We start from the raw sequence: 22,008 nt of genomic DNA, 5'->3' as shown, positions 1-22,008 counted from the left end.
GAAAATAATTCCTATGGCATAATAATAGGTTGACTTTAAACTATTAACCAAAACCATCACGAAATGAAATCAGATAATAATTTACAAAGAACCCTGAGAGGAAAAACCGTTGTCATTACAGGAGGAAGCAGTGGAGTAGGAAGAGCTATCGCCGAGGCATTTGCTTTGGAAGGGTGCAATATTGTAGTTGCAGCGAGAGGAAAGGATGGACTGGATGAGACGGTACAGCTGTGCAGGGATCTGGAAGTGGCGGCGGTGGCTGTGCCAACGGATGTTTCCATAGCTTCCGATGTTCAGAATCTTGCAAATAAAGCCCTGCAGTTCAACGGCCGGATTGATATCTGGGTAAACAATGCCGGAGTAATGGCCAGCGGAAAATTTGAAGAAATCCCGATGGAGCTCAACGAGCAGGTTATCAAAACGAATCTTTTCGGTTATATGCACGGAGCGTACAGTGTTTTGCCTATTTTTAAACGACAGAATGAAGGTATTTTAATCAATAATGTTTCTATCGGAGGTTTTATGCCGGCGCCGTACAGTGCGGTATATTCTTCCACAAAATTCGGTATTCGCGGGATGATGGAATGTCTTCATGGTGAGATTTCCGATTTTCCGGATATTCATATTTGTAATCTTTACCCGCAGATTCAGCGTTCAACGGGAAATATGCACTCTGCAAAATATTCAGGATTAGATTTTAAAATTCCTCCGTTTGCAGCAGATCCACGAGATACGGCGGCAAAAATTGTAGAATTAGCCAAAAATCCAAAAAAAGATTTATTCCCGGATATCGCCTCAAGATTCCTTGTGAATATTTACAGTTTATTTCCAAAACCGATTATCAATACAGCTTCTGCAGCCATGAGACTGATGATGAAAGTGAAAAATGCACCTTCTGAGCCGGGAAATGTTCTGGAACCCTCATCAGAACCTCACCGGATTTACGGAGAAACCATGCTTCCGGTTCTTTCAAGAAAAACGAAACTGGCGGCGTTGGCAGGATTGGGACTGGGTTTGGCGTATATGTTTTTAGGATCTAAAAATTCCAATAAATAACCCGTAAAATTTAGTTTTAAATTAAAAATAATTATCCCTGAGCTTTTTTAGATTAAATTTTTCCATAACAAACATAAAAATTAATAAATTGTACAAAGAATATCCATAACAGATGACTTTGCACAAGCTTTCCATTGCTGTTTTTACAGTTTTACATATCACTTTTTACGCACAGAGTAAAAAAGAAATGTCCGCTTTGATTCGGAATGAATTTAATTTTGCTGAAAAGCAATACCGTTTTTTAATGAAATCTGTTCCGAAGGATAAAATGCCACAATCTTACAATGCATCGGAAAATCGTTTGGTGACAAGGGATATTTCGTGGTGGTGTTCCGGGTTTTATCCGGGTTCGTTGTGGATGATTTATGAGCAGACCAATGATCCGGAAATAAAAGCAGAGGCAGAGAAAAGACTTGCATTGATAGAGCCTAACAAGACTTTTACGAGAGATCATGATCTGGGGTTCATGATGTTTTGCAGTTTCGGAAATGCGTACAGAATCACCAAAGATCCAAAATATAAAGAAATTATCCTCACTTCAGCAAAGTCCCTTTCTACAAGGTTTCGACCGGGAATGCAGGCTATTCTGTCGTGGGATAAAATGGCGGATTTCAAAGGGCCTGTCATTATCGATAATATGATGAATCTTGAAATGCTGATGTGGGCTTCACAAAACGGAGGCGATCAAAAAATAAGGGAAATTGCTGTTGCTCACGCCAATACAACGATAGAAAATCATTTCAGACCGGATTACAGTTCGTATCATGTTGTTGATTATGATGTGAATACCGGGGAAGTTCTTGGCAAAAAAACATTTCAGGGCTATTCTGATTCTTCGGCTTGGGCGCGAGGTCAGGCTTGGGCTTTGTACGGATATACGATGATGTACCGTTTTACAAAAGATCAAGAATACCTGGATCAGGCGCGAAATATTGCAAAATTTATTCTCAATAATCCGACTCTGCCGGAAGATAAAATTCCGTACTGGGATTTCAACGATCCGAAGATTCCCAATGTCCCGAAAGATGCTTCCGCAGCTGCGATCATGGCTTCCGCGCTGTTGGAATTGGGACAATATACAAATGGTGATGAAAAGAAAACTTGTGTAGAAGCAGCAAAACAAATGTTGGTCAGTCTTTCAGGTGAAAAATATCACGCAAAACTGAACGAAAACGGTGGATTTTTATTGATGCACAGTACCGGAGGATTGCCTTTGAATTCTGAGATCGATGTTCCGCTGATCTATGCAGATTATTATTTTCTGGAAGCTTTGAAGAGATATAAAGACTGGTATTTACAGTAATGCTATAAAAGAAAAGTTTCGGCAAATCGAAGATTTGCCGAAACTTTTTAAATTATTCAAAATTGAATATATTCCAAAAAATTGTTCTTTTAAATAAAATTGTAGCAGATGAACTGTATAAATAATGATTTGATAGTTGCTTGTTACTATTTAAAAGTTTTTATGGAATATTCAACTATTGATTTTATAGTTTATCCATTCAAAAGGATTCTATGCTAATTTTACGTTAATAGCATTTAAACCTTTTTCTCCACGCTGTGTTTCAAAAACTACTTTGTCATTCTCACGAATTGTTCTTGAGATCAATCCTGAGGAATGTACGAATACGTCTTTTCCTCCGTCTGCCGGAGAAATAAATCCGAAGCCTTTTGCTTCGTTAAAAAATTTTACTGTGCCTTCTTGCATTGTAATTATATTAAAAATTGTTGTATTACTTATTTATTATTAAAAAAAATCTTAATTGATTTATTTTAAATTATCTAAAAAATTGGGCGGCTGAAAAAGCAGTACTGAAAGGAAAAAAATGGTGATTTTTAAACTAAAGCAGAAGCGCAAAGGCAGAAACCTATTTATTATATATGAAGCAAAGATACATTAAATAAACGAATAAAAAGCGGTTTTAATTAATTGATTGTCAGAAAATTATTTTTATGGCTGCGATTTATTCAGATTGAGTTGTTTTTTAAGACATTAAAACTTATAAACGAACGCATTAATGTTCATTCCCGCACCTACCGATGCAAATAAAACGATATCATCTTTTTTGATGCTATGAGCCTCCATTTCACCTTTTAAAATCATGGCCAATAGAGTAGGGATCGTAGCAACACTGCTGTTACCGAGCTTATCGATCACCATCGGCATGATGTTGGGTGGAAGAGGAGTGTTGTAGAGCTGGTAGAACCTTTCTACAATGGCTTCATCCATTTTTTCATTTGCCTGGTGAATAATGATTTTGCTTAGCTGATCGATAGAATATCCGCTGTTGTCAAGACATTGTTTCATAGCTTCAGGAACGTGAATAAGGGCAAATTCGTAGATTTTTCTTCCATCCATTTTGATATATTTCGTATCCGGACAGCTTTCATTGTTGTACGATTTTCCGAAATATAAATAATCTTTTTCCTTATAAGTATATGATGCCGACAAATGGGATTGTATTCCCGATTCGTCATTGCTGGTCTCCACGACTACAGCGCCGGCTCCGTCTGCATAAATCATACTGTCTCTGTCATGAATGTCTACGACACGCGAAAGAGTTTCTGCTCCGATCACCAGACATCTTTTGGCAATGCCGGATCTGATGAAAGCATTGGCTTGTATTACACCTTCTATCCATCCCGGACAGCCGAAAAGGACATCATATGCTACACAGAAATTATTTTTTATTTTTAATAAATGTTTTACTCTTGCAGCAAGGCTCGGAACCGTATCAGATTGTACCGTACCGAATTTTACATCACCAAAGTTATGTGCAAATATGATATAATCTAAAGTTTCCGGGTCGATTCCTGCGTTTTCGATTGCTGTCTGAGCGGCTATCAGTCCAAGGTCTGAAGTCACCTGCTCACTAGTTGCATAACGTCTTTCTACGATACCTGTAATTTTCTGAAGTTTATTGGTGATCGATGCATTATTTTCTTTTAGTAAATCTCCTTCTGAATTGAGGAAAATGTGTTGGTCGAAAAATAAATTTGTGATTGTTTCTGAGGGTATATAATTGCCTACTCCGATGATTTTGCTTGTCATTTACTATTGATTTTCAGCGGGTTGTGTTTTTTAAGCTGAAATTGTTCAGTAAAGATAGGCATAAAATGCTAATAATTGTATTTATGACGAAAAAGTTAAGAAAATTTAATAAAGTTTTGCATAAGATTTGGTTTTCAATAAAAGGTTTTTAATAAGATTTAATTTTTTTTTGATAAAGTATAAATTTTATTTTTTGTGAGGAATTTTTTAGATGAATAATCTGAAATTTTATCTTCCTATATTACAGTATTATATAAACTTCATTTCGTGCTTCCAGAATTTTCATGTGTTGAAATTTTAAATCAATATTTTTTTCTATAGATCGTTAAGAAAATATTTTGTCAGAATCAAAAAACTTTCTATATTTGCACCACTGAAAACGACGGTAGCGTCGATATTCAGGAGAGTTGGCAGAGTGGTCGATTGCGGCAGTCTTGAAAACTGTTGACTGTAACAGGTCCGGGGGTTCGAATCCCTCACTCTCCGCGAGAGCGTAAAAGAACTTATCTTGTAAGCGCATTTAAAGCCGATAAAGCCTGCAATTTTGAAATTGCAGGCTTTTTTTGTTTCTGAAAGAATTTCAAAATTTTCAAAAATACTCCAAAAGTTTATGGCGCATTTGTGGCGCTTCTTTTTATTAAAAAAAAATGCCACCAAAATTTATTTAACTATCTGATAATCAACAACTAAAATCCTTTAAGGACTTGGTTTAAGAGCATACTATTTCGACATTTAATAACTCAAAAAAAATTGTCGAATTATGGTAAAGAACAGGCTAACATTTTTTTTAAAAAGCCCTAAAAAGAAAGGGGACATGCTAAGAGCTGTCCATGTGAGAGTAAAGATTGGTGGTATTCCAATGGAAACGTCAACGAAGAAAAAATGGGATGTACGCAGATGGGACCAGAAAGTTCAAAGAGCTATTGGTACCAAGGAAGATGCAAGGACTCTAAATTTCTATTTGGATTCAGTGGTTAATAAAGTCAGTAACTTTATCACCAAAGAGGAAAATTTAAATAAGATAATTACCTCAAGGTGTGTCATCAATTACATAAATGGTAATGATGAGTCAACAGTTAAAGTGCTTGAGGAATTTCAGAAGCATAATGATGAAATGTATGCTTTAGTACGAAATAAGGGAAAGAAAAGTAAAGAAATTGATAATGAGCAGGATGATAATAAGGGATTTGACCTTGACACCTGGAAACGATATGTGACCGCACGAAGTCACGTTCAGGAATTTATACAGTTCAAATACAAGAGAGATGATCTGGAGTTCCGTGAGCTGAATTATGAGTTTGTTAAGGATTATGACTTTTACTTAAAAACTGTCAGAAACTGTGCTAATAATACAACGCTGAAATATATCAGTAATTTTAAAAAGATTGTTCGCATTGCTATCAAAAAAGGCATTATTCCTGGTGATCCCTTTGTACAATTTAAAGGGAAGAAAACTAAAATTTTAAATAGACCTCTGACATGGGCAGAGCTGCGTAGTCTTGAAAATAAGCAATTTTCCACTGACAGGTTATCCAGGGTACGTGATATATTCGTGTTTCAGTGCTATACGGGACTAGCTTATATTGATATTTTCCGCTTAAAAAGGACAGATATTAAAGAAGGAATAGATGGAAAATTGTGGATTATGAATCGCAGAAAGAAATGCAGAGTAAATACTGATATCCCACTGCTGCCGAAAGCGTTGGAACTTATGGATAAATATAAGGACGATCCAGAATGCTCTCCAAGAGGATCAATCTTGCCAGTCAAGTCCAACCAAAACATGAATGGATATTTGAAAGAAATTGCTGCCCTGTGCGGCATTAACAGTAAACTTTCCACGCATAAAGCACGACATACTTTTGCAAGTACGGTTACCCTTAATAATGGTGTTCCAATCAACGTTGTCAAAGAATTGTTAGGGCATAGCTCAGTAAAACAAACTGAGCATTACGCAACCACAACTCAGGAATCTATAAACAAAGAGATGACAGTCCTTAAGCAAAAATTATCTACTGAAAACGCTGATGAAGAGGATATTGATACATTGTTTCAGAATCTTGAAAAAGAGTTTAAGGAACTTAAAAAAGACCAATCGATAATAGGGAAAGATCGTGTAAAGGTTGGGCTATATTCCCTTCAACAGAAGATTACAAAGCTGAGGGCCTCGATGGACAAGTAAAATTTTGATTTTATAAACAGTGAAGGCTCTGATTCTTATTTAATCAGAGCCTTCACTATTTTTTGACTTTCTTTTAAAATATTTTGAACCTATTTCTTGGTGTAAATTGAAGATGACTCTTTTAGAGTCAAAAGTTCTACTGTACTTCGATAGCCTGGATGATAGGAAGGAGTATACTTGATGTATCCAAAATCTTGAATCTGTTTGAAATACTTGTAGTAAGTCGGTTCCGTTTTAATATGTGCCATTGCCATAAGTCTGCTTCCGCTGACATGTATGATTTTAGTCTCATTCTGGGAGTAGGCCAACTGTACTAGAGCATAGAGCAAGGCCAGATGCCATACATTCAATCGTGAATCATTTGATAAATCCTTTAGAAAATTGATCCACTGAGTTTCAGTAATTCGTATCATCTTCAAAAAGTTTTTCTAAGTCAAACCTGTTGTAATAATATGATCCCATCAGCTTCCTGAAGCGGACCTTTCCTGATATACGGAGGTTTACAAGTGATGCCGGTGAAATATTCAATATGTTTCTGATTGACTTGCTTCGAAGCCATTCCTGAGGTTTTTCGTCAGGTTTATTACCTGATCTCGCAGATAATTTTTTAAGTATCTCCTCAAAGTCATTTAATAACAGCATCCTAAATTGCCGTAAATCGTCTTTCGTAATCTGTTCCATTTTTTTGTTCTCTTTAAATTCATGTCGCAAAAGTAGAGACTGAAAAGAGGCAGGTTGAGTATTGTGTAGTCTTTGGCAGGAAGCAGTAGTGTATGGCGAAATCTATATCCCCATCTTTAGAACGGCGATCGACAATTAAAGAAGAAAATGATAATCACAGTTAGGTTAAGAAATAATCTGGTATAAAAAAAGCTAAAATGGACAATCGTAAGTTTACATAAATGAGATTAATGATCTAAGAGTATGAAACAAATAATGATGGGAAATAAAAATGCCTAGGAAGCCAATATTTTAATAATAACGAGGAATTACATTAGAAAAATTCTTATGCATCATAATTAACATCTCATTAACTGTTGAAACTTCTAAAAGTGCTAAATTGTTAACAGCACAACGATTCCCGGACATAGGGCTATACCGCGAGCTTGGTGTTTATGAAAATCATAGAAAGAGGTGTTAATCCCGGAAAACTCAAAATAATTCCAAACCAAAACGCTCCCATTGATGCTAAACGGAGAAAAGATTTTTCATTTATACTTATTACCACTGTATCAGTTAGCCGCAAAAATTCCGGTAACCTTCAAAAATGTTTTCATTGCCATACGGTCTGCAGGCGAAGCTTCTGTACCTGAGAAAGAGCGACCGATTTTACGCAATTTCAATACAGGTTCAGCGCTGATGGGTATAATGGTCATTGTATTTGGTGGTATTATGTACTCATTGGTGCCTTCTACATCATTCCTCATCGCACTGCTGCTTGAAACCGGTGCTTTTGCCATGCTCATTTATCTGAATCACAGAGGAAAATTTGAATATGCCAAGGTAGGTCTTTATGCGGCTCATTCCTGTAGTGCCATCTATTTTGGAGCCTGGTTAGGGGAAGCTCTTCCAGTAGACATGGTTATTGTTTTTCTCTTTATCTACTTAACCTGTTCGAGTTGTCTGACTTACAAATCATGGAAAGCCCGATGTGGATTTATTGCTGCCACTATTGTTTTGTCGATGATCGTATATGTAAACCGGTCAGTGCAATTCATTCCGGTACAGCATTTCCCATCGGAGTATTTGCCCTTATTTACGATTTTGTCGTGTGGCGGTATGCTTTCATTAATAGTTTATGTTACTATTAGTATGATCCGTCAGAATGATAAGCTAACGAAAGAAATGGAAAAAGCGAATCTGAATAAAACTCAATATTTAAATGAGACTTCACACGAACTCAGGACTCCATTAAACTCGATTATAGGGAATTCACAGTTCCTGCTTGATTTCAAAGATCAGCTTCAATCCCTTAAAGACGGTGATGACCTTCTGAAAATTCTTACAGATGTGAATGCTGCGGGTAAAATCATGACTGATATCATCAACAATCAGCTTGATATGGCAAAAATAGAAGCCGGGAAATTTGATGAAACATATATCACATCGTTTTCACTTATTTCTGTTTTTAAAACCTGTATCGATTACAATACCACTTTTGCAAAACGGAGAAATGTAACTATTGTTTTTGATCATGATGAACAGGTAAATCATATCCAAAGTGATGAACTGTTTCTCATTAAAATTGTCAACAATCTTTTATCCAACGCGATTAAGTTTACAGAAGAAGGAAGTGAAGTTGTTGTTTCATCCACGCTGACAGATGGTCATATAGTATTCAATTTTAAGAACTGCAGCACCATTTCCAAAGAGAAAGCAGATTCTTTCTTTAAGGAGTATGTTTCTGAAAGAAATGCACAATTTGTCGGTACGGGATTAGGGTTGGTGATTACAAAGAAATTAATAGAACAACTAGGAGGTTCCGTTACTGTACATAGAGCCGGGGCTCATACAAGTTTTATGGTTAGGTTACCCTATATGCCTGCTATGATGAAGATAAGCTCAAAAGCTATTACTCAAAAAGAGCAAACAGTCCCAAACGAAATAATATTCACCACTGTTAATGAATCTATACAAGTCTTGGGAGATAAACGATTTGATCAGGTCAAAATACTTATTGCTGAAGATGATCCTATGAGCTGTGCCATGTTGGAAAGGATTCTACTTCAGGAAGGCGCGGTAGTTTTGACAACCAAAAGCGCGGAAGAAGCGATCGCTCATCTATCAGATTTCAGTCCGGACATTATTATCTCAGATCATAACATGCCGGGTATGGGAGGCATGGGATTGCTAGAATATATTCAACTTCAGTCTATTCCCATTCCGGTTGTCATTGCCAGCGCATGTGCGGATAAAGACCATTGTAAAACTTTTATCGAAGCTGGAGCTGTGAGCTATGTCCTGAAGCCCCTTAACAATACCTCACTTATAGCAACCTTATCGGATATATTGGTAAAGCATTCCGTTATTTCATAAAATATTATCTCTTCATTTTCAATTTTTGTCCAAAAAAGCTCTTCCTCCTAAAACAAATGAGGTGTTTCTGAGTACATTTATGTCAAGGAGAGTTGACTCATGCCACTCATTACATCCTCAAATCCCGCCCTAACTGTCTTTAGGGCAGTCATCCGTGAACTCCATATTACCTGGGAGTTTATCAACAATGACATTTGGGATACCATACTGCCATCTCTTATGATCTTCTTCACGGGATGGATTTATCAGGGACGGTCATGGAGCGAATTGCCCCTCCATTTTGTGATCTCGCTTTCCTATGCAGTCCTCTATATATATACATTCACTATCGGCAATCAACTGGACGGAATCGAGGAAGATAGGATCAATAAACCTTACCGTCCACTTGTGACAGGTTTGGTCACAATCAAGGCAACTTACAGTAGATTTTATATCTATAACAGTATCTATGCGCTGTATGGTTTTGTTCTAGGTATCTTCTGGTTTTCCGTTGCCTGGATTGCGGTTTCTTATTACCTTAATCTATGGGGAGGAAGTAAACATTGGGCAACAAAAAACCTTGTGGGAATGACCCTAGGAACTTTTATTCTGTTTAATGTACAGTGGCATATTGCACTATCCCCCGAATCTTCAATCACGACTAACCTTCAGTATTATTTTTTTTTAATGAGTGCCTGGGCCGGATTGGCACTTCCTATCCAGGATCTTCGGGATATAGAAGGGGATCGTCAGGCAGGTCGTAAAACCCTTCCCCTTGTTGTTGGTGATCATAAAGCCAGGATACTGCTTAGTATTGAGTATTTGTTTTTTTTACCCCTCCTATTTTTATGTATCATGCTTACGGTAGATTCTCTGCGGGATATTTTTACAGAACAGACCGACCTTATTATTTTCATCATTCAAATGGGTGTTCACTGGACTGTTGCGATACGGGTACTTCTTTACAAATCTCCTAAGGAAGACCATAAAACGTATCATATCTATGTACTTCTCTTTGTGTCAGCTATTCCCTTGGCCTGCATTATTTAATCATACAGATAAAAATTTGCTCACAAAATTTTCCAAATAAACTGCGAAAATTAACTGAAACAGTACGAAAATTGATTGGTGTCAAAAGTTATTCAGAATAAGAAAGAAATTGCTGTATAGCTTTTAAAGAGATCGTAATTATAGGGTTGAAAGAAGGTGGTTTACTTGTTTTTTTAGTACTATGTATTGATAAGTAATGGTTATTTATAACCATTTGATAATCAATATATTATTCATCCTCAGCATAGTGATTCTATGCAAAAAAATATATATTTTTGTTGTCAATAGTAAAACGGTATCAATCAACCGTTTGTCTAACCCCAATTACTAAATAACTATGAAAAACTTTTACCGAACTATCCGCACTAAGATCAAAGAAGCGGAGGAGAAGCTTTCTCTGAGCGTTGAAACCGTTGTCGAAGATTCCCGTAACATGGTCATTCTTTTAAATGAGCAGCTGCAGCTTTTAAAAGCCGATGTTCAAAAAAACGGATTTGAGAATGACCATGATGAAATTGAATTTTTTAGAGAAATAAAACCTTCTGTCTGCAGCAAGCTTTTATTTTACAACAAATTATTCAGGATCGAAACCGGTCGTCCTTCTGAACTAGGTAGTGTATCAAGAAAGTACTTTAAGGAAAAATTGACAAAAGCAGAAAATAACTATATGGGCGCACTGTCAGATTCCGAATTTTACAGGTACTATCGATCCGGTCGTAGAAATAAGGATACGATTTACTTTATGAGAGGTCAAATAGACTGGGAACAAGGACTGAGTAACAGGGTATTTGAAATTGACATCCACTTCTCTACATACTATGATTATGAAGTGGCCCGTATCTTGGCATTTGACCTGTTGTACGAATATCTTTATTATCGAATTGAAACTTTTCGCAATAGTACTGAAGCAACAAGTATTAGAAATCCCAACAATAATAAAATCCAATGGACAGAATCTAAAAATGCACTCATTGAGTTGATCTATGCCCTTCATATTTCGAGATCAGTGGGCCATGGAAAATTAGGTATCCGGCAGATTGCTACTTTATTCCAACGTATGTTCGATGTACAGTTTGGCGATATTCACCATGCTTTCCATCGTATGAAATACCGTAGTGGTCCTACCTACCTTGACCGGTTGAAAGCAGATCTGGATTCCTATATTTCTGAACATTTATAAGAATTGTATTAACTCTTTAAATCCCTGCTATTGATCAATAGCAGGGATTTTCCTATTGTCATATTTTTTGATCCATATTTCTCTTAATTCTTTGCGGTTTAAATATATCCGTTTTCACGCCATTTTTTATGCCATTGCTATACCCATGACTGCCCATTGGCTTTAGGCCTGTGGATGTAATTGGATAATTTTTCTTCATTGTGCTGCAAACGCCATTTTTCAGGTGTTGGCAGCTCTTTTAGTCGGATTAAAAAAGTTGAAAAGTCAATGGGTGAAGCTGGGTAGGAGTCGAGGTACAGGGAAACGAGCTTTGTACTCTAACCCAAAACCTGAAAACAATGAATTTAGACTCAGTGGACAGAATGGAATTCCTTTCCTGGATGAAACGCATTACGGACCGGCTGGATATAATCAGTGAAAAGATGAAATCATCGCAGAAGTTCAGTGCGATTTCGGACGGAGACCAACTCTTAGATAACCAGGATGTGCTTTTGATGCTTAAAATAAGCAACCGTTCCTTACAGCGGTTTCGTAGTGCTGGGCAGCTTCCTTATTATACATTAAGTGGAAAGCTCTATTACAAGCTTTCCGATGTCCGGCAGTTTGTTCGCGAAAGATGTTCGCATCCGGTGAAGAGATAGTTTCTTATGACCTAGTGCCAGACCGTGCCAAAGTATTCACCAATGCGACAAGATGATGCCTCATGTATTTCATTCTGATACATTCGAAGAAAAAAAGAATAAGTTATGAATGAAGAAATCAATCCAAAAGCAGGAGTGTCCGCAGACGGGCAGCTCTCAGAAATCCTTCTGGTGCTGGACAAACAACAAAACAAAATACAGGCAGTAACAGGTATCGATAAAGACGGTAAGTTAAATACTGTAGATGCGACAAAGAAGAACCAGAACCAATTTATGAAGATCGACTTAAATGGTGATGCGTTTACCAATTTCTTTTCGAATTTCTTTAGACAGCTGAAAGACCCTACACGTTTCTCATTCTTTAAGGTACCGATAGCCGAAGCCGTCGAAACCGCTGGGAAAATGCAGAAGCAGGTTGATAATCCTGATGAGAAAAATAAAAAGATTCTTGCAGATCATGAGGTAAAAGTTCCTGAGGAAACTCAAAAAAAAGATCAAAAACAAACACAAAATACAATGGAAACAACTCAAACTACGCAGAAAGCTGCCGTTACGCAGGAAACCAGTGAATATCGTTATAAACCTGAACAGATCGATTGGGAAACGATGTCTAATCTGGGGTTAAACAGGGAGAAATTGGAAAGGATGAATCTCCTGGAACCCCTATTAAAGGGATATAAGACGAATGAACTGGTTCCGGTCAGTCTCAATCTAGGGAGTTCCATTATCCGCCTGGATGCGCGACTCTCCTTGCAGGAAAGTGGAGATGGAAAAGTGGTAATGGGAATCCATGGCATTCGCAAAGAGCCCAACCTAAACTATCCATTCTTTGGTCACGAATTTACCCCTGAAGACAAAGAAAAGCTCCAGGCCACAGGCAATATGGGTCGGGTTGTTGACCTGACACATCCCAAGACCAAAGAAAAAATTCCGTCAATCATCAGCGTTGACCGGATGACCAATGAACTGGTGGCACTTAGAACAGACTGGATAAAAATTCCGGATGAGATAAAAGGGGTGAAACTTAATGATGAGCAGAAACAAAGTTTAATGAAAGGAGAGCCACTTCTTGTCAAAGATATGATTTCTAAAAAAGGAGAACCCTTCGATGCTACTATTCAATTCAATGCGGATAAACGATTAGTAGAGTTCCTCTTCGACAGGACTGCTGCCAAAAGAGAGCAGGTCAAGATTGGCGATGAATATGTGGCCCCAAGGTACTTTAGAGAAAAGGAACTTGATAAAGAGCAATATGAGAAGTTTAAAACCGGCCAGACTGTTTATGTTGAGGGGCTTACCGACAAAAAAGGAAAATCGTATGATGGGTATATCACATTTAATAAAGCAACCGGCAATATTGATTTTTCTTTCAAGAATGCCAATATGCTGAAAGAGAAAGTTGTGCCTGTTGAAGGGCATAAAACGCAAGTAGCCGTGAACTCAGAGGGAAAAACGAATGAAGCAACTAAAAACCTAAAGGAACCACTAAAGACCGGTCAAACTGAACCTGACAGCAAAAAGCAACAACAAAAGCAGGAAAAACCTCGTAATAAGGTGAAACAAAAACTCTAAATACAAATACTACTTAAGTATTCAGAAGTGGAATGCCTAGGCATTCCATTTCTATTCAGTAAAAACTCTAAATAATAAATCTATGAAAGCAGTAATAGCAGAAAAACCAAGTGTAGCAAGGGAAATAGCTTTCCTTCTGGGTGCTTCGGAAAAAAAAGATGGGTATCTGGAAGGAAATGGTTATCTAATCACCTGGGCTTTGGGCCATTTAGTGGCACTGGGGATGCCCATAGATTATGGATTATCTGGATTTCAAAAGGAAAACCTGCCTATCCTGCCTGATCCCTTTATATTAACAGTACGAAAACTAAAAAAGGATAAAACATACGCACCCGATCCGGCGGCTTTAAAACAACTGAAGATTATCGGTCAGGTAATTAATCGCGCAGACAGTATTATCGTTGCAACTGATGCAGGTCGGGAAGGTGAGCTTATCTTCCGTTTCATATACGAATATCTGAAATGCAACAAACCATTTGAAAGACTTTGGATCAGCTCTCTGACAGAGAAAGCTATCCGAAAAGGTTTTGAGAATCTTAAACCGGGAAGTGAATTTGAAGGGTTGTATCGGGCAGCGGAAAGCCGGAGCCGTGCTGACTGGCTGGTAGGGATCAATGCCTCACAAGCGCTTTCTATTTCCGCCGGAAGTGGCTCATATTCGCTTGGAAGAGTACAGACCCCGACACTGGCACTCATATGTACTCGATATTTTGATCACAAGAACTTTACGGTTAAAGATTACTTTCAGATTGAACTTGACCACCGAAAGGACTATACAGAATTTAAAAGCCTTTCCCAAACCCGATGGGATAATAAAAAACAGGCCGAGGATGCGCTGAGGGTTATCGGTCGTGAAGAAAAAGTCACAATCACTGCTGTAGAGATAAAAGCTGTTACAGAGCAGCCACCTTTGTTATTTGATTTAACGGGTCTTCAGAAAGCAGCCAATAAAAGCCTCGGACTCTCAGCGGAGGAAACATTGGAAATCGCTCAAAGCCTTTACGAAAAGCAGTACATAACCTATCCCCGCACCGGAAGTAATTATATTTCTGAAGACGTGTGGCCGGAGATACCGGGTCTTGTTCGCACTTTGACAGACAGAGAATCCTTCAAGGAGGCCTTGAACGATATTCCGTGGGGACGTTTTAATAAACGCATTGTCAATGATTTGAAAGTAACGGATCATCATGGGCTGCTCATCACTGAAAAGCTACCATCTGATTTACCCGCCAGGGAGAATACCATTTACGATATGATCGCTCTGAGATTGCTTGAAGCCGTATCACAACCTTGTCTGAAAGAACTTACCCAAGCCCATGTTCAGGTGCTACATTACGATTTTATTGTAAAAGGTTCTAAAACTATCCAACCCGGCTGGCGCAGTGTTCAGGGAAGTTCATCAGATGAAGTTACTGAACTGGTACAAGAACTTCCTAAGTTTCAAAAGGGTGAAGAACTGAAGATAAAAAATGCCAAGGTACTAGAAAAAAAGACCAAGCCTCCAGTCTTGTATGATGAAGCAGCACTGCTCACAGCTATGGAAACTGCAGGCAAGGCAATCGAAAATGAAGAGGAACGTAAAGCCTTGCAAAACATTGGGATCGGCACACCCGCCACAAGGGCGGCTATAATAGAAACACTTTTTGCCAGGAATTACATTACAAGAGAAAAGAGATCCCTGATTCCTACTGAAAAGGGGCTTCAGGTGTACCAGCTGGTTGCTGACAAAAAGATTGCGAATGCAGCAATGACAGCAGAGTGGGAACTGGTTCTGCAAAAAATAGAAAATGGAGAAGCCGATGCGTCAATGTTTCAGAAGGATATTGAACAATATACCGATAGTATTACTCATGAACTGCTGACTGCTTCAATTCATACTGATCTACAGCCTGATCTCACCTGCCCAAAATGCAAGGGTCATAGACTTCTTATAAGGGATACTGTTGTGAAATGCCCGGGTGAAGATTGCCGCTGGTTACAGTACCGAAAAATCTGTGGCATTAGCATTAGTCTTTCCGATATTGAATCTCTTGTTTTAAGGGGTAGAACATCACTTATTAAAGGAATGAAAAGTGCAGCAGGCAAAAAGTTCGATGCGTATATTATTCTTAATGAAAAAGCAGAATCGTCCTTTGAATTTCCGCAAAACAAAGGGCGAAGGAAATAATAAATAATTGACGGTGATTTTTTATTGACTCTTGGCTTAAAACAGGCACTAGCCAAATACTGGCATTCCGGCGCCAATCCCTTCCCCAGAAAAGAATTCCTTTCGCACACATCCTAATTTAGCTTTTTATTATACAATAATACATTATGGAAACAGAAAAAAAAGAGCTGTCGTACTTCAGATTACGACTACAGGAACTACTTGATACCAGTTACCCTGAACTACGGGGTAATACAGGATTTATAGACCAGCGGTCCCAAGATGCTGCATTCACCTACCAGGAAGCTTTCAAATCAGGAAATTCGATAGAGCAATGTGATATGGTTGCTGATTTCGTCTTATTTGAAGGACTTCATTTTTCCAAATTTGATACGATATTCCAGGTGGTGTGTGAAGAATTTGATACAATCATGGCAGATGAAGAGCTGCGACCTTTTGCCCTAAAAATGATGTCTGTATGTGAACCCGTTTTCGGTGGTTACGAACTTACCGATGACTTTGCGTATACAACGGACTACGATCTTCTGTATACGGAGCTGATCGGTACTATCCAACTATGGATCGAAGATCATGGGCTTCAGTAAGAGGTTTCACCTCCAACAGAACATCGATGCCCTTCGGATTGCTTTTACACTGGAAAAGGAGAAACGAAAAGCAACCACTGGTGAAAAGCTTCTATTACAGCAGTACAGTGGATTTGGTGGGCTCAAGTCAATTCTTAACCGTGCAGAAGATCTGGATGATATAAAGTCCTGGAAGTCGGAGAAGGAATTGTTTTCGCTTACCTGGGAGCTGTTTCAGTTGTTACGTGATAATTCGGTGGATGAAAAAGAGTACCGGCGGTATGTGGACAGTATGCGAAACTCCGTTCTCACAGCCTTTTATACACCACCTAAAATTATTGATACTATATCCGGTGTGATAAAAGAAAGAGGTGTTTCTGTTCAGAAATTCTTGGAGCCCTCCGGCGGAATCGGCGACTTTATACGGTCGTTTTCAGAAGGTAGTGAAATCCAGGCAACAGCTTACGAAAAAGACCTGTTGACAGGGAAAATACTCAGAAACCTCTATCCTGATAGCGATATCCGGATTAAAGGATTTGAAGAAATCCCTGACAGGGAACTCGGAAGCTATGACGTCATTGCCAGCAATATCCCTTTCGGGGATACTTCCGTTTTTGACCTCTCCTATTCCAGAAGTAAAGATCCCGCTCGGGAACGTGCTGCTAGAAGTATACACAACTACTTTTTCATAAAGGGAAGCGACACGCTTCGTGACGGTGGAATACTGGCTTTCATTACTTCGCAGGGTGTTCTCAATAGTCCTTCGAACCAGATCATCCGAGAAGCACTGATGAAGGATCATAAGCTCGTCTCAGCGATAAGACTTCCCAATAACTTGTTTACTGATTATGCCGGTACGGAAGTAGGCAGTGACCTTATTGTATTGCAAAAGCATTTGGGTAAAAAGTCAATGTCACACAGAGAACAGGATTTTTGCAAATCCTTAACAGATAGTGATGGTGTATCGAAAAACCTGCTGTTGGACAATCCCGGACTTATCGTTTATACTAAAGCTTATAAAGCTACTAACCCATATGGACAACCCGCAATGATTTTTGAGCATGAGGGTGGTATTTCAGGTATTGCCAGAGATCTTAAACGGATGCTTGCAGAAGATTTTTTGGTTCATCTGGATCAAGAACTGTATCTAGGTAAAAACAGCAACAAATCCGTCTTTCAAATTCTTGTTTCGCCTAGTAATACAATAATTGAAGCCGAACCTTCCCCCATATCGGAGTCCGTTCAAACCTCATCAGTCAAGGTCACCATTAATAATAAACCCCACGCAGAAAAGCAACTGAGCATTTTCGATCTGTTTGAATCTCCCGAAAAACTCTTACCAGTTCCGGCCTCACGTGCTATCACCAAAACAAAAAAACAAACTACCAAGCAGAAGAAGCCTGTTAAAGGTTACCAGGGTGATTTGTTCAGTGGCATACTGCAACGACCACAAATCCCTACTGAGCATCTGCCGCCCGTTTCTAAACCTCAAAACGAAGCCAAATCTCCGGAGGAAATTATCGGTGATTTATTTTCAGGATCAGAAAATCCTGAACCAGGTGAACTGAAGGAAACTGTCAATCCGATCACTGAACCGGTAGCATATTCTTACTCTTTGCAGCCTTTCCACCGCGATAACTGTCTGGTCGTTTGTAATGAGCAGGTCGGGTATCTAAAGATCATCGAGTCCGAAAAAAGGCAGGCTATGTTCCAACCGCTTGCACTTAATGCATCGCAGAAAGCAAGAGCGGCATCTTATATCGGCGTCCGTGACACCTATCATGACCTTTACGGAAAAGAAGCCGAATACCGGAAGGAATACCGTCAAGAAAGGGAAAATCTGAACACTCTCTATGATGCCTTTGTCAAAAAATATGGTTACCTGAATGCTGCGGAAAATATCAAACTTATAAAAACGGACAGTGCCGGGAAGGAAATTCCTTATTTGGAACGGGTGGTGGGTGGCGTGATTCATAGAGCCGATATCTTCCATCAGCCCGTAAGTTTTTCAACCTCTGCACTTGTAGCAGATAATCCAGATGAAGCATTGGCGGCTTCCCTTAATACCTATGGGACAGTGAACCTGGGATTTATGTCTGAGATCAGCGGTATCTCTTCTGAAGGCTTGAAAGAAGCACTCCACAGTCGTATTTACTATAATCCACTGGAAGACAGCTATGAAATAAAAGAACGCTGGCTCTCAGGAAATGTGGTTGAAAAAGCAGAAGAGGTCAGGGGCTATTTGGCGTCTAATTCCGATAATAAAGAATTAATAGAAAGCCTGAAGGCTTTGGAAGAATCCATACCGATCCGCATCGGGTTCGAAGAGCTGGATTTTAACCTTGGGGAACGGTGGATACCCGCTGACATCTACAGCCGTTTTGCCTCTCATTTGTTTCAAACAGAAGTCCGTATTCAATATGTTGAAAATACGGATGATTTTTCCATACAAAATAAAGGCTGGAATGTCCATATCACGGAAAAGTATGCCATTAAATCCGACAGCCGCACTTTTGATGGGATTGCCCTTTTGAAACATGCGCTGGTTAATACGACTCCTGATATCACAAAGAAAGTAAAAATAGGCGATCAGGAGATCAAGGTCAGGGATATGGAAGCGATCCAGATGGCGGGTACGAAAATCGATGAGATCAGAACCGCTTTCACCGACTGGTTGCATGAGCAGAATGAAGAGTTTAAAGAGAAGCTTACTGACACTTATAACAATACTTTCAATTGTTTTGTCCGGCCACAATATGACGGCAGCCATCAGAAATTCCCCGGTCTTGATCGGAAGGCGTTGGGTATAGAAGATTTGTATCCAAGCCAGAAAGATGCGGTATGGATGATAAAAATGAATGGCGGGGGAATTTGTGACCATGAGGTGGGCGCCGGTAAGACATTGATCATGTGTACGGCGGCTCAGGAAATGAAACGTTTGGGGTTCGCACACAAACCGATGATCCTGGCCTTGAAGGCGAATGTGCATGAAATAGCAGAAACCTACAGGAAAGCCTATCCACATTCGAGGATCTTATATCCCGGCAAAGAAGATTTTACGCCACAAAAAAGAGCAAGAATTTTCGGGGATATTAAAAACAATGACTGGGATTGTGTGATCTTAACCCATGACCAGTTTGGGATGATCCCGCAATCTCCGGAACTGCAGAAAGAAATCCTGCAGGAAGAGTTGGATAGTGTAGAGGAGAATCTTTCCGTCCTCCAATCTCAGGGAAAAGAGGTTTCCAGAGCGATGCTTAAAGGACTTATTGTTCGTAAGCAGAACCTGGAAGTTAAGCTCAAAACCCTGGAGCATGATATCGAAAACCGCAAGGATGATATGGTGGACTTTAGGATGATGGGGATCGATCATCTATTTATAGATGAATCTCATCGTTTTAAAAATCTGATGTTTAATACCCGCCACGACCGCGTGGCAGGTTTGGGTAATATGGCAGGTAGTCAAAAAGCAATGAACCTGCTGTTTGCGATCCGCACGATTCAAGAAAGGTCGGGGAAGGATTTGGGGGCTACCTTCCTTTCGGGAACCACTATCAGTAATTCACTTACGGAGTTATATCTCTTGTTCAAATACCTTCGTCCCAAAGCCCTTGAAAAACAGGGCATCAACTGCTTTGATGCCTGGGCGGCGATCTTTGCGAGAAAAACAACAGACTACGAATTTTCAGTTGCCAATACCATAGTAGCTAAAGAGCGCTTCCGCTACTTTATCAAAGTCCCCGAACTGGCACAGTTCTATGCCGAAATAACCGACTATCGCACGGCTAAAAGTATCGGGATTGACCGCCCTGAGAAAAACGAAATCCTGTACCATATTCCCCCAACTCCCGATCAGGAAGTTTTTATAAAAAAGTTGATGGAGTTTGCCAAAAGCGGTGATGCCACTTTACTCGGAAGAGCAAAGCTCTCAGAAAGTGAAGAAAAGGCAAAGATGCTTATTGCAACGGACTATGCGCGCAAAATGTCACTCGATATGAGGCTGATCAGTACTAAGTATGGAGATCATCCCGATAATAAAGCCTCCCATTGTGCTGCCAACATTGCGAAATATTATAAGAAGTTCGACGCCCAGAAAGGGACACAGTTCGTTTTTTCTGATCTAGGTACCTATAAACCCGGCGAATGGAATATTTATTCAGAGATCAAGCGTAAGCTTGTAGAAGATTATGGTATCGCTGCCAATGAGATCCGCTTTATCCAGGAAGCAAAGAACGAGAAACAGCGTAAGGAGATGATTAAAGCTGTCAATGACGGTAAGATTCGAGTTCTGTTTGGTTCCACTGAAATGCTGGGAACTGGTGTTAATGCTCAAAAACGTGCGGTTGCGATCCATCACCTAGATATTCCTTGGCGCCCTAGTGATCTTGCACAGCGAGATGGCAGGGCAATAAGAACCGGAAATGAGATTGCGAAGTTCTTTGCGGATAATAAGGTGGATATTTTCATATATGCTGTTGAGAAATCCTTAGACAGCTATAAATTCAACACACTTTATAACAAACAGGTGTTTATCGAGCAATTGAAGACTAACAGTTTGGGTAAACGAACTATTGATGAAGGAAGCATGGATGAAAAAACAGGGATGAGCTATTCTGAATATGTGGCAATTTTATCAGGTAATACCGATTTGTTGGATAAGGCTAAGCTCGAAAAACTGATTGCAGGGCTGGAGAGTGAACGCCAGGCCTTTCACCGTTCCAAAGCAACCTCTAATTACAGATTAGAGTATAGTCTAACGTCACTTGAATCTTCAAAATCCCTTCTTGATCGGATGCAACTGGATTGGGATAACTTTCAGAAACGACTCCAAAGAAAACAGGATGGTACGATAGTTAATCCGGTCCAATTAATAGGATTATCACCTGACCCCAGCGTGAAGCAGATCGGGGCAAAACTAGGTGAGTTAGTTGATCACGCACGGACGGGAGGCAGTTATGAAGAAATAGGGAGTTTGTATGGTTTTACCCTACTCGTTAAAACAGGTGTATATCAAAAAGACGGGCAGGATGATATATATATCAACCGTTTTATGGTACAGGGTGAAGGTAATATCAAGTATACCTATAACAATGGTATTATGGCTTCTGATCCTAAAACAGCTTCTCTAAATTTTCTGAATGCCATTAATAAACTGCCAGAATTTATCGAACTAGAACAGCAGAAAATTTCTGATCTTGAAAAAGACATTCCTGTGTATCAGGAAGTCATTAACGGCGTATGGAAAAAAGAGAATAAGCTCAGCGAACTAAAAACTGAGCTGACGGCTGTTGAGCGAAAAATTCAGTTATCTCTGGCACCAGTTCCAACAGAAGAGAAAAGCGAGGAGAACAAACAGCAGAAACAAGGTTCTAATTCTTCAGAGGATATTATTAGGGTTAAAGGAATCCATTTGCCAAGAGGAATATTGTAGTTCTTGTGATTTCCTACCTTTTGATTGAACAAAATAAAACCCTCTATAATTACTCAGAGGGTTTTATTAGAGTATCATAATAAATACTAATTTAAACAT

General features: G+C 39.2%; 15 protein-coding genes and 1 tRNA gene. 13 read left to right on the top strand and 3 right to left on the bottom strand.

The window, feature by feature from the left end:
• Positions 1–63: 63 nt before the first annotated feature.
• Together BMX24_RS09160 and BMX24_RS09155 are read left to right on the top strand one after the other, a co-directional pair.
• Positions 64–1,056 (top strand): SDR family oxidoreductase, encoded by a 993-nt coding sequence (locus BMX24_RS09160; RefSeq protein WP_089791785.1) that lies wholly within the window; start codon positions 64–66, stop codon positions 1,054–1,056.
• Positions 1,057–1,168: 112 nt separating this feature from the next.
• Positions 1,169–2,359 (top strand): glycoside hydrolase family 88 protein, encoded by a 1,191-nt coding sequence (locus tag BMX24_RS09155; RefSeq protein ID WP_089791782.1) that lies wholly within the window; start codon positions 1,169–1,171, stop codon positions 2,357–2,359.
• 210 nt (positions 2,360–2,569) lie between these two features.
• Here the strand turns inward: BMX24_RS09155 and BMX24_RS09150 are convergent, their stop codons facing one another.
• Together BMX24_RS09150 and BMX24_RS09145 are read right to left on the bottom strand one after the other, a co-directional pair.
• Positions 2,570–2,764 (bottom strand): cold-shock protein, encoded by a 195-nt coding sequence (locus BMX24_RS09150; RefSeq protein WP_089791780.1) that lies wholly within the window; start codon positions 2,762–2,764, stop codon positions 2,570–2,572.
• A 285-nt stretch (positions 2,765–3,049) separates the two neighbouring features.
• Positions 3,050–4,108, bottom strand: coding sequence for a 3-oxoacyl-ACP synthase III family protein (locus BMX24_RS09145; RefSeq protein ID WP_089791778.1), 1,059 nt, complete (start codon positions 4,106–4,108; stop codon positions 3,050–3,052).
• A gap of 401 nt (positions 4,109–4,509) precedes the next feature.
• On the opposite strand from BMX24_RS09145, the gene BMX24_RS09140 reads away from it, so the two are divergent.
• Positions 4,510–4,594, top strand: a tRNA-Ser gene (locus BMX24_RS09140).
• A 274-nt stretch (positions 4,595–4,868) separates the two neighbouring features.
• Positions 4,869–6,290 (top strand): site-specific integrase, encoded by a 1,422-nt coding sequence (locus BMX24_RS09135; RefSeq protein ID WP_089791776.1) that lies wholly within the window; start codon positions 4,869–4,871, stop codon positions 6,288–6,290.
• Between the two features lie 433 nt (positions 6,291–6,723).
• Here BMX24_RS09135 and BMX24_RS21480 read toward each other — a convergent pair whose 3' ends face one another.
• Entirely contained in the window at positions 6,724–6,849 is a 126-nt protein-coding gene (locus BMX24_RS21480) for a hypothetical protein (RefSeq protein ID WP_317040876.1), read from the bottom strand.
• Positions 6,850–7,475: 626 nt separating this feature from the next.
• Between BMX24_RS21480 and BMX24_RS09120 the strand changes: the two genes are divergently transcribed.
• From BMX24_RS09120 to BMX24_RS09085, 9 genes are all read left to right on the top strand, one after another.
• The gene (locus BMX24_RS09120) at positions 7,476–9,326 is read left to right on the top strand and encodes an ATP-binding response regulator (RefSeq protein ID WP_089791770.1); all 1,851 of its coding nucleotides are present in this window, start codon (positions 7,476–7,478) and stop codon (positions 9,324–9,326) included.
• A gap of 99 nt (positions 9,327–9,425) precedes the next feature.
• The gene (locus BMX24_RS09115) at positions 9,426–10,355 is read left to right on the top strand and encodes a UbiA family prenyltransferase (protein ID WP_089791768.1); all 930 of its coding nucleotides are present in this window, start codon (positions 9,426–9,428) and stop codon (positions 10,353–10,355) included.
• A 337-nt stretch (positions 10,356–10,692) separates the two neighbouring features.
• The gene (locus tag BMX24_RS09110; RefSeq protein ID WP_089791766.1) at positions 10,693–11,535 is read left to right on the top strand and encodes an RteC domain-containing protein; all 843 of its coding nucleotides are present in this window, start codon (positions 10,693–10,695) and stop codon (positions 11,533–11,535) included.
• A gap of 256 nt (positions 11,536–11,791) precedes the next feature.
• Complete coding sequence (locus tag BMX24_RS21175) at positions 11,792–11,953, top strand: hypothetical protein (protein ID WP_170835628.1); 162 nt, start codon at positions 11,792–11,794, stop codon at positions 11,951–11,953.
• Complete coding sequence (locus BMX24_RS09105) at positions 11,898–12,176, top strand: helix-turn-helix domain-containing protein (RefSeq protein WP_228404806.1); 279 nt, start codon at positions 11,898–11,900, stop codon at positions 12,174–12,176. Before BMX24_RS21175 ends, BMX24_RS09105 begins: the two co-directional genes overlap by 56 nt.
• Before the next feature lie 105 nt (positions 12,177–12,281).
• On the top strand, positions 12,282–13,748 hold the full coding sequence (locus BMX24_RS09100) for a DUF3945 domain-containing protein (RefSeq protein WP_089791762.1): 1,467 nt from the start codon (positions 12,282–12,284) through the stop codon (positions 13,746–13,748).
• Positions 13,749–13,830: 82 nt separating this feature from the next.
• Positions 13,831–15,915, top strand: coding sequence for a type IA DNA topoisomerase (locus BMX24_RS09095; RefSeq protein ID WP_089791760.1), 2,085 nt, complete (start codon positions 13,831–13,833; stop codon positions 15,913–15,915).
• Between the two features lie 146 nt (positions 15,916–16,061).
• Positions 16,062–16,499 carry a DUF1896 domain-containing protein gene (locus tag BMX24_RS09090; RefSeq protein WP_089791758.1) on the top strand — a complete coding sequence of 146 codons (438 nt, stop codon included), beginning with the start codon at positions 16,062–16,064 and terminating at the stop codon, positions 16,497–16,499.
• The gene (locus tag BMX24_RS09085) at positions 16,486–21,909 is read left to right on the top strand and encodes a helicase-related protein (RefSeq protein WP_089791756.1); all 5,424 of its coding nucleotides are present in this window, start codon (positions 16,486–16,488) and stop codon (positions 21,907–21,909) included. Before BMX24_RS09090 ends, BMX24_RS09085 begins: the two co-directional genes overlap by 14 nt.
• The last annotated feature ends 99 nt before the right edge of the window (positions 21,910–22,008 follow it).

Source organism: Chryseobacterium wanjuense (assembly GCF_900111495.1).
In the GTDB taxonomy this organism is placed as follows: domain Bacteria; phylum Bacteroidota; class Bacteroidia; order Flavobacteriales; family Weeksellaceae; genus Chryseobacterium; species Chryseobacterium wanjuense.
The sequence above is the reverse complement of the archived record's forward strand: the minus strand, read 5'-3'. Positions and strand labels throughout refer to the sequence as shown.

What these genes read in the sequence shown, in the direction of transcription:
- BMX24_RS09155 (WP_089791782.1), top strand. Translation starts at nt 1,169, where the DNA reads ATGACTTTGCACAAGCTTTCCATTGCTGTTTTTACAGTTTTACATATC.
- BMX24_RS09085 (WP_089791756.1), top strand. Translation starts at nt 16,486, where the DNA reads ATGGGCTTCAGTAAGAGGTTTCACCTCCAACAGAACATCGATGCCCTT.
- BMX24_RS09105 (WP_228404806.1), top strand. Translation starts at nt 11,898, where the DNA reads ATGGAATTCCTTTCCTGGATGAAACGCATTACGGACCGGCTGGATATA.
- BMX24_RS09090 (WP_089791758.1), top strand. Translation starts at nt 16,062, where the DNA reads ATGGAAACAGAAAAAAAAGAGCTGTCGTACTTCAGATTACGACTACAG.
- BMX24_RS09145 (WP_089791778.1), bottom strand. Translation starts at nt 4,108, where the DNA reads ATGACAAGCAAAATCATCGGAGTAGGCAATTATATACCCTCAGAAACA.
- BMX24_RS09150 (WP_089791780.1), bottom strand. Translation starts at nt 2,764, where the DNA reads ATGCAAGAAGGCACAGTAAAATTTTTTAACGAAGCAAAAGGCTTCGGA.
- BMX24_RS09135 (WP_089791776.1), top strand. Translation starts at nt 4,869, where the DNA reads ATGGTAAAGAACAGGCTAACATTTTTTTTAAAAAGCCCTAAAAAGAAA.
- BMX24_RS09120 (WP_089791770.1), top strand. Translation starts at nt 7,476, where the DNA reads ATGCTAAACGGAGAAAAGATTTTTCATTTATACTTATTACCACTGTAT.
- BMX24_RS21480 (WP_317040876.1), bottom strand. Translation starts at nt 6,849, where the DNA reads ATGGCTTCGAAGCAAGTCAATCAGAAACATATTGAATATTTCACCGGC.
- BMX24_RS09095 (WP_089791760.1), top strand. Translation starts at nt 13,831, where the DNA reads ATGAAAGCAGTAATAGCAGAAAAACCAAGTGTAGCAAGGGAAATAGCT.
- BMX24_RS09100 (WP_089791762.1), top strand. Translation starts at nt 12,282, where the DNA reads ATGAATGAAGAAATCAATCCAAAAGCAGGAGTGTCCGCAGACGGGCAG.
- BMX24_RS09160 (WP_089791785.1), top strand. Translation starts at nt 64, where the DNA reads ATGAAATCAGATAATAATTTACAAAGAACCCTGAGAGGAAAAACCGTT.
- BMX24_RS09110 (WP_089791766.1), top strand. Translation starts at nt 10,693, where the DNA reads ATGAAAAACTTTTACCGAACTATCCGCACTAAGATCAAAGAAGCGGAG.
- BMX24_RS09115 (WP_089791768.1), top strand. Translation starts at nt 9,426, where the DNA reads ATGCCACTCATTACATCCTCAAATCCCGCCCTAACTGTCTTTAGGGCA.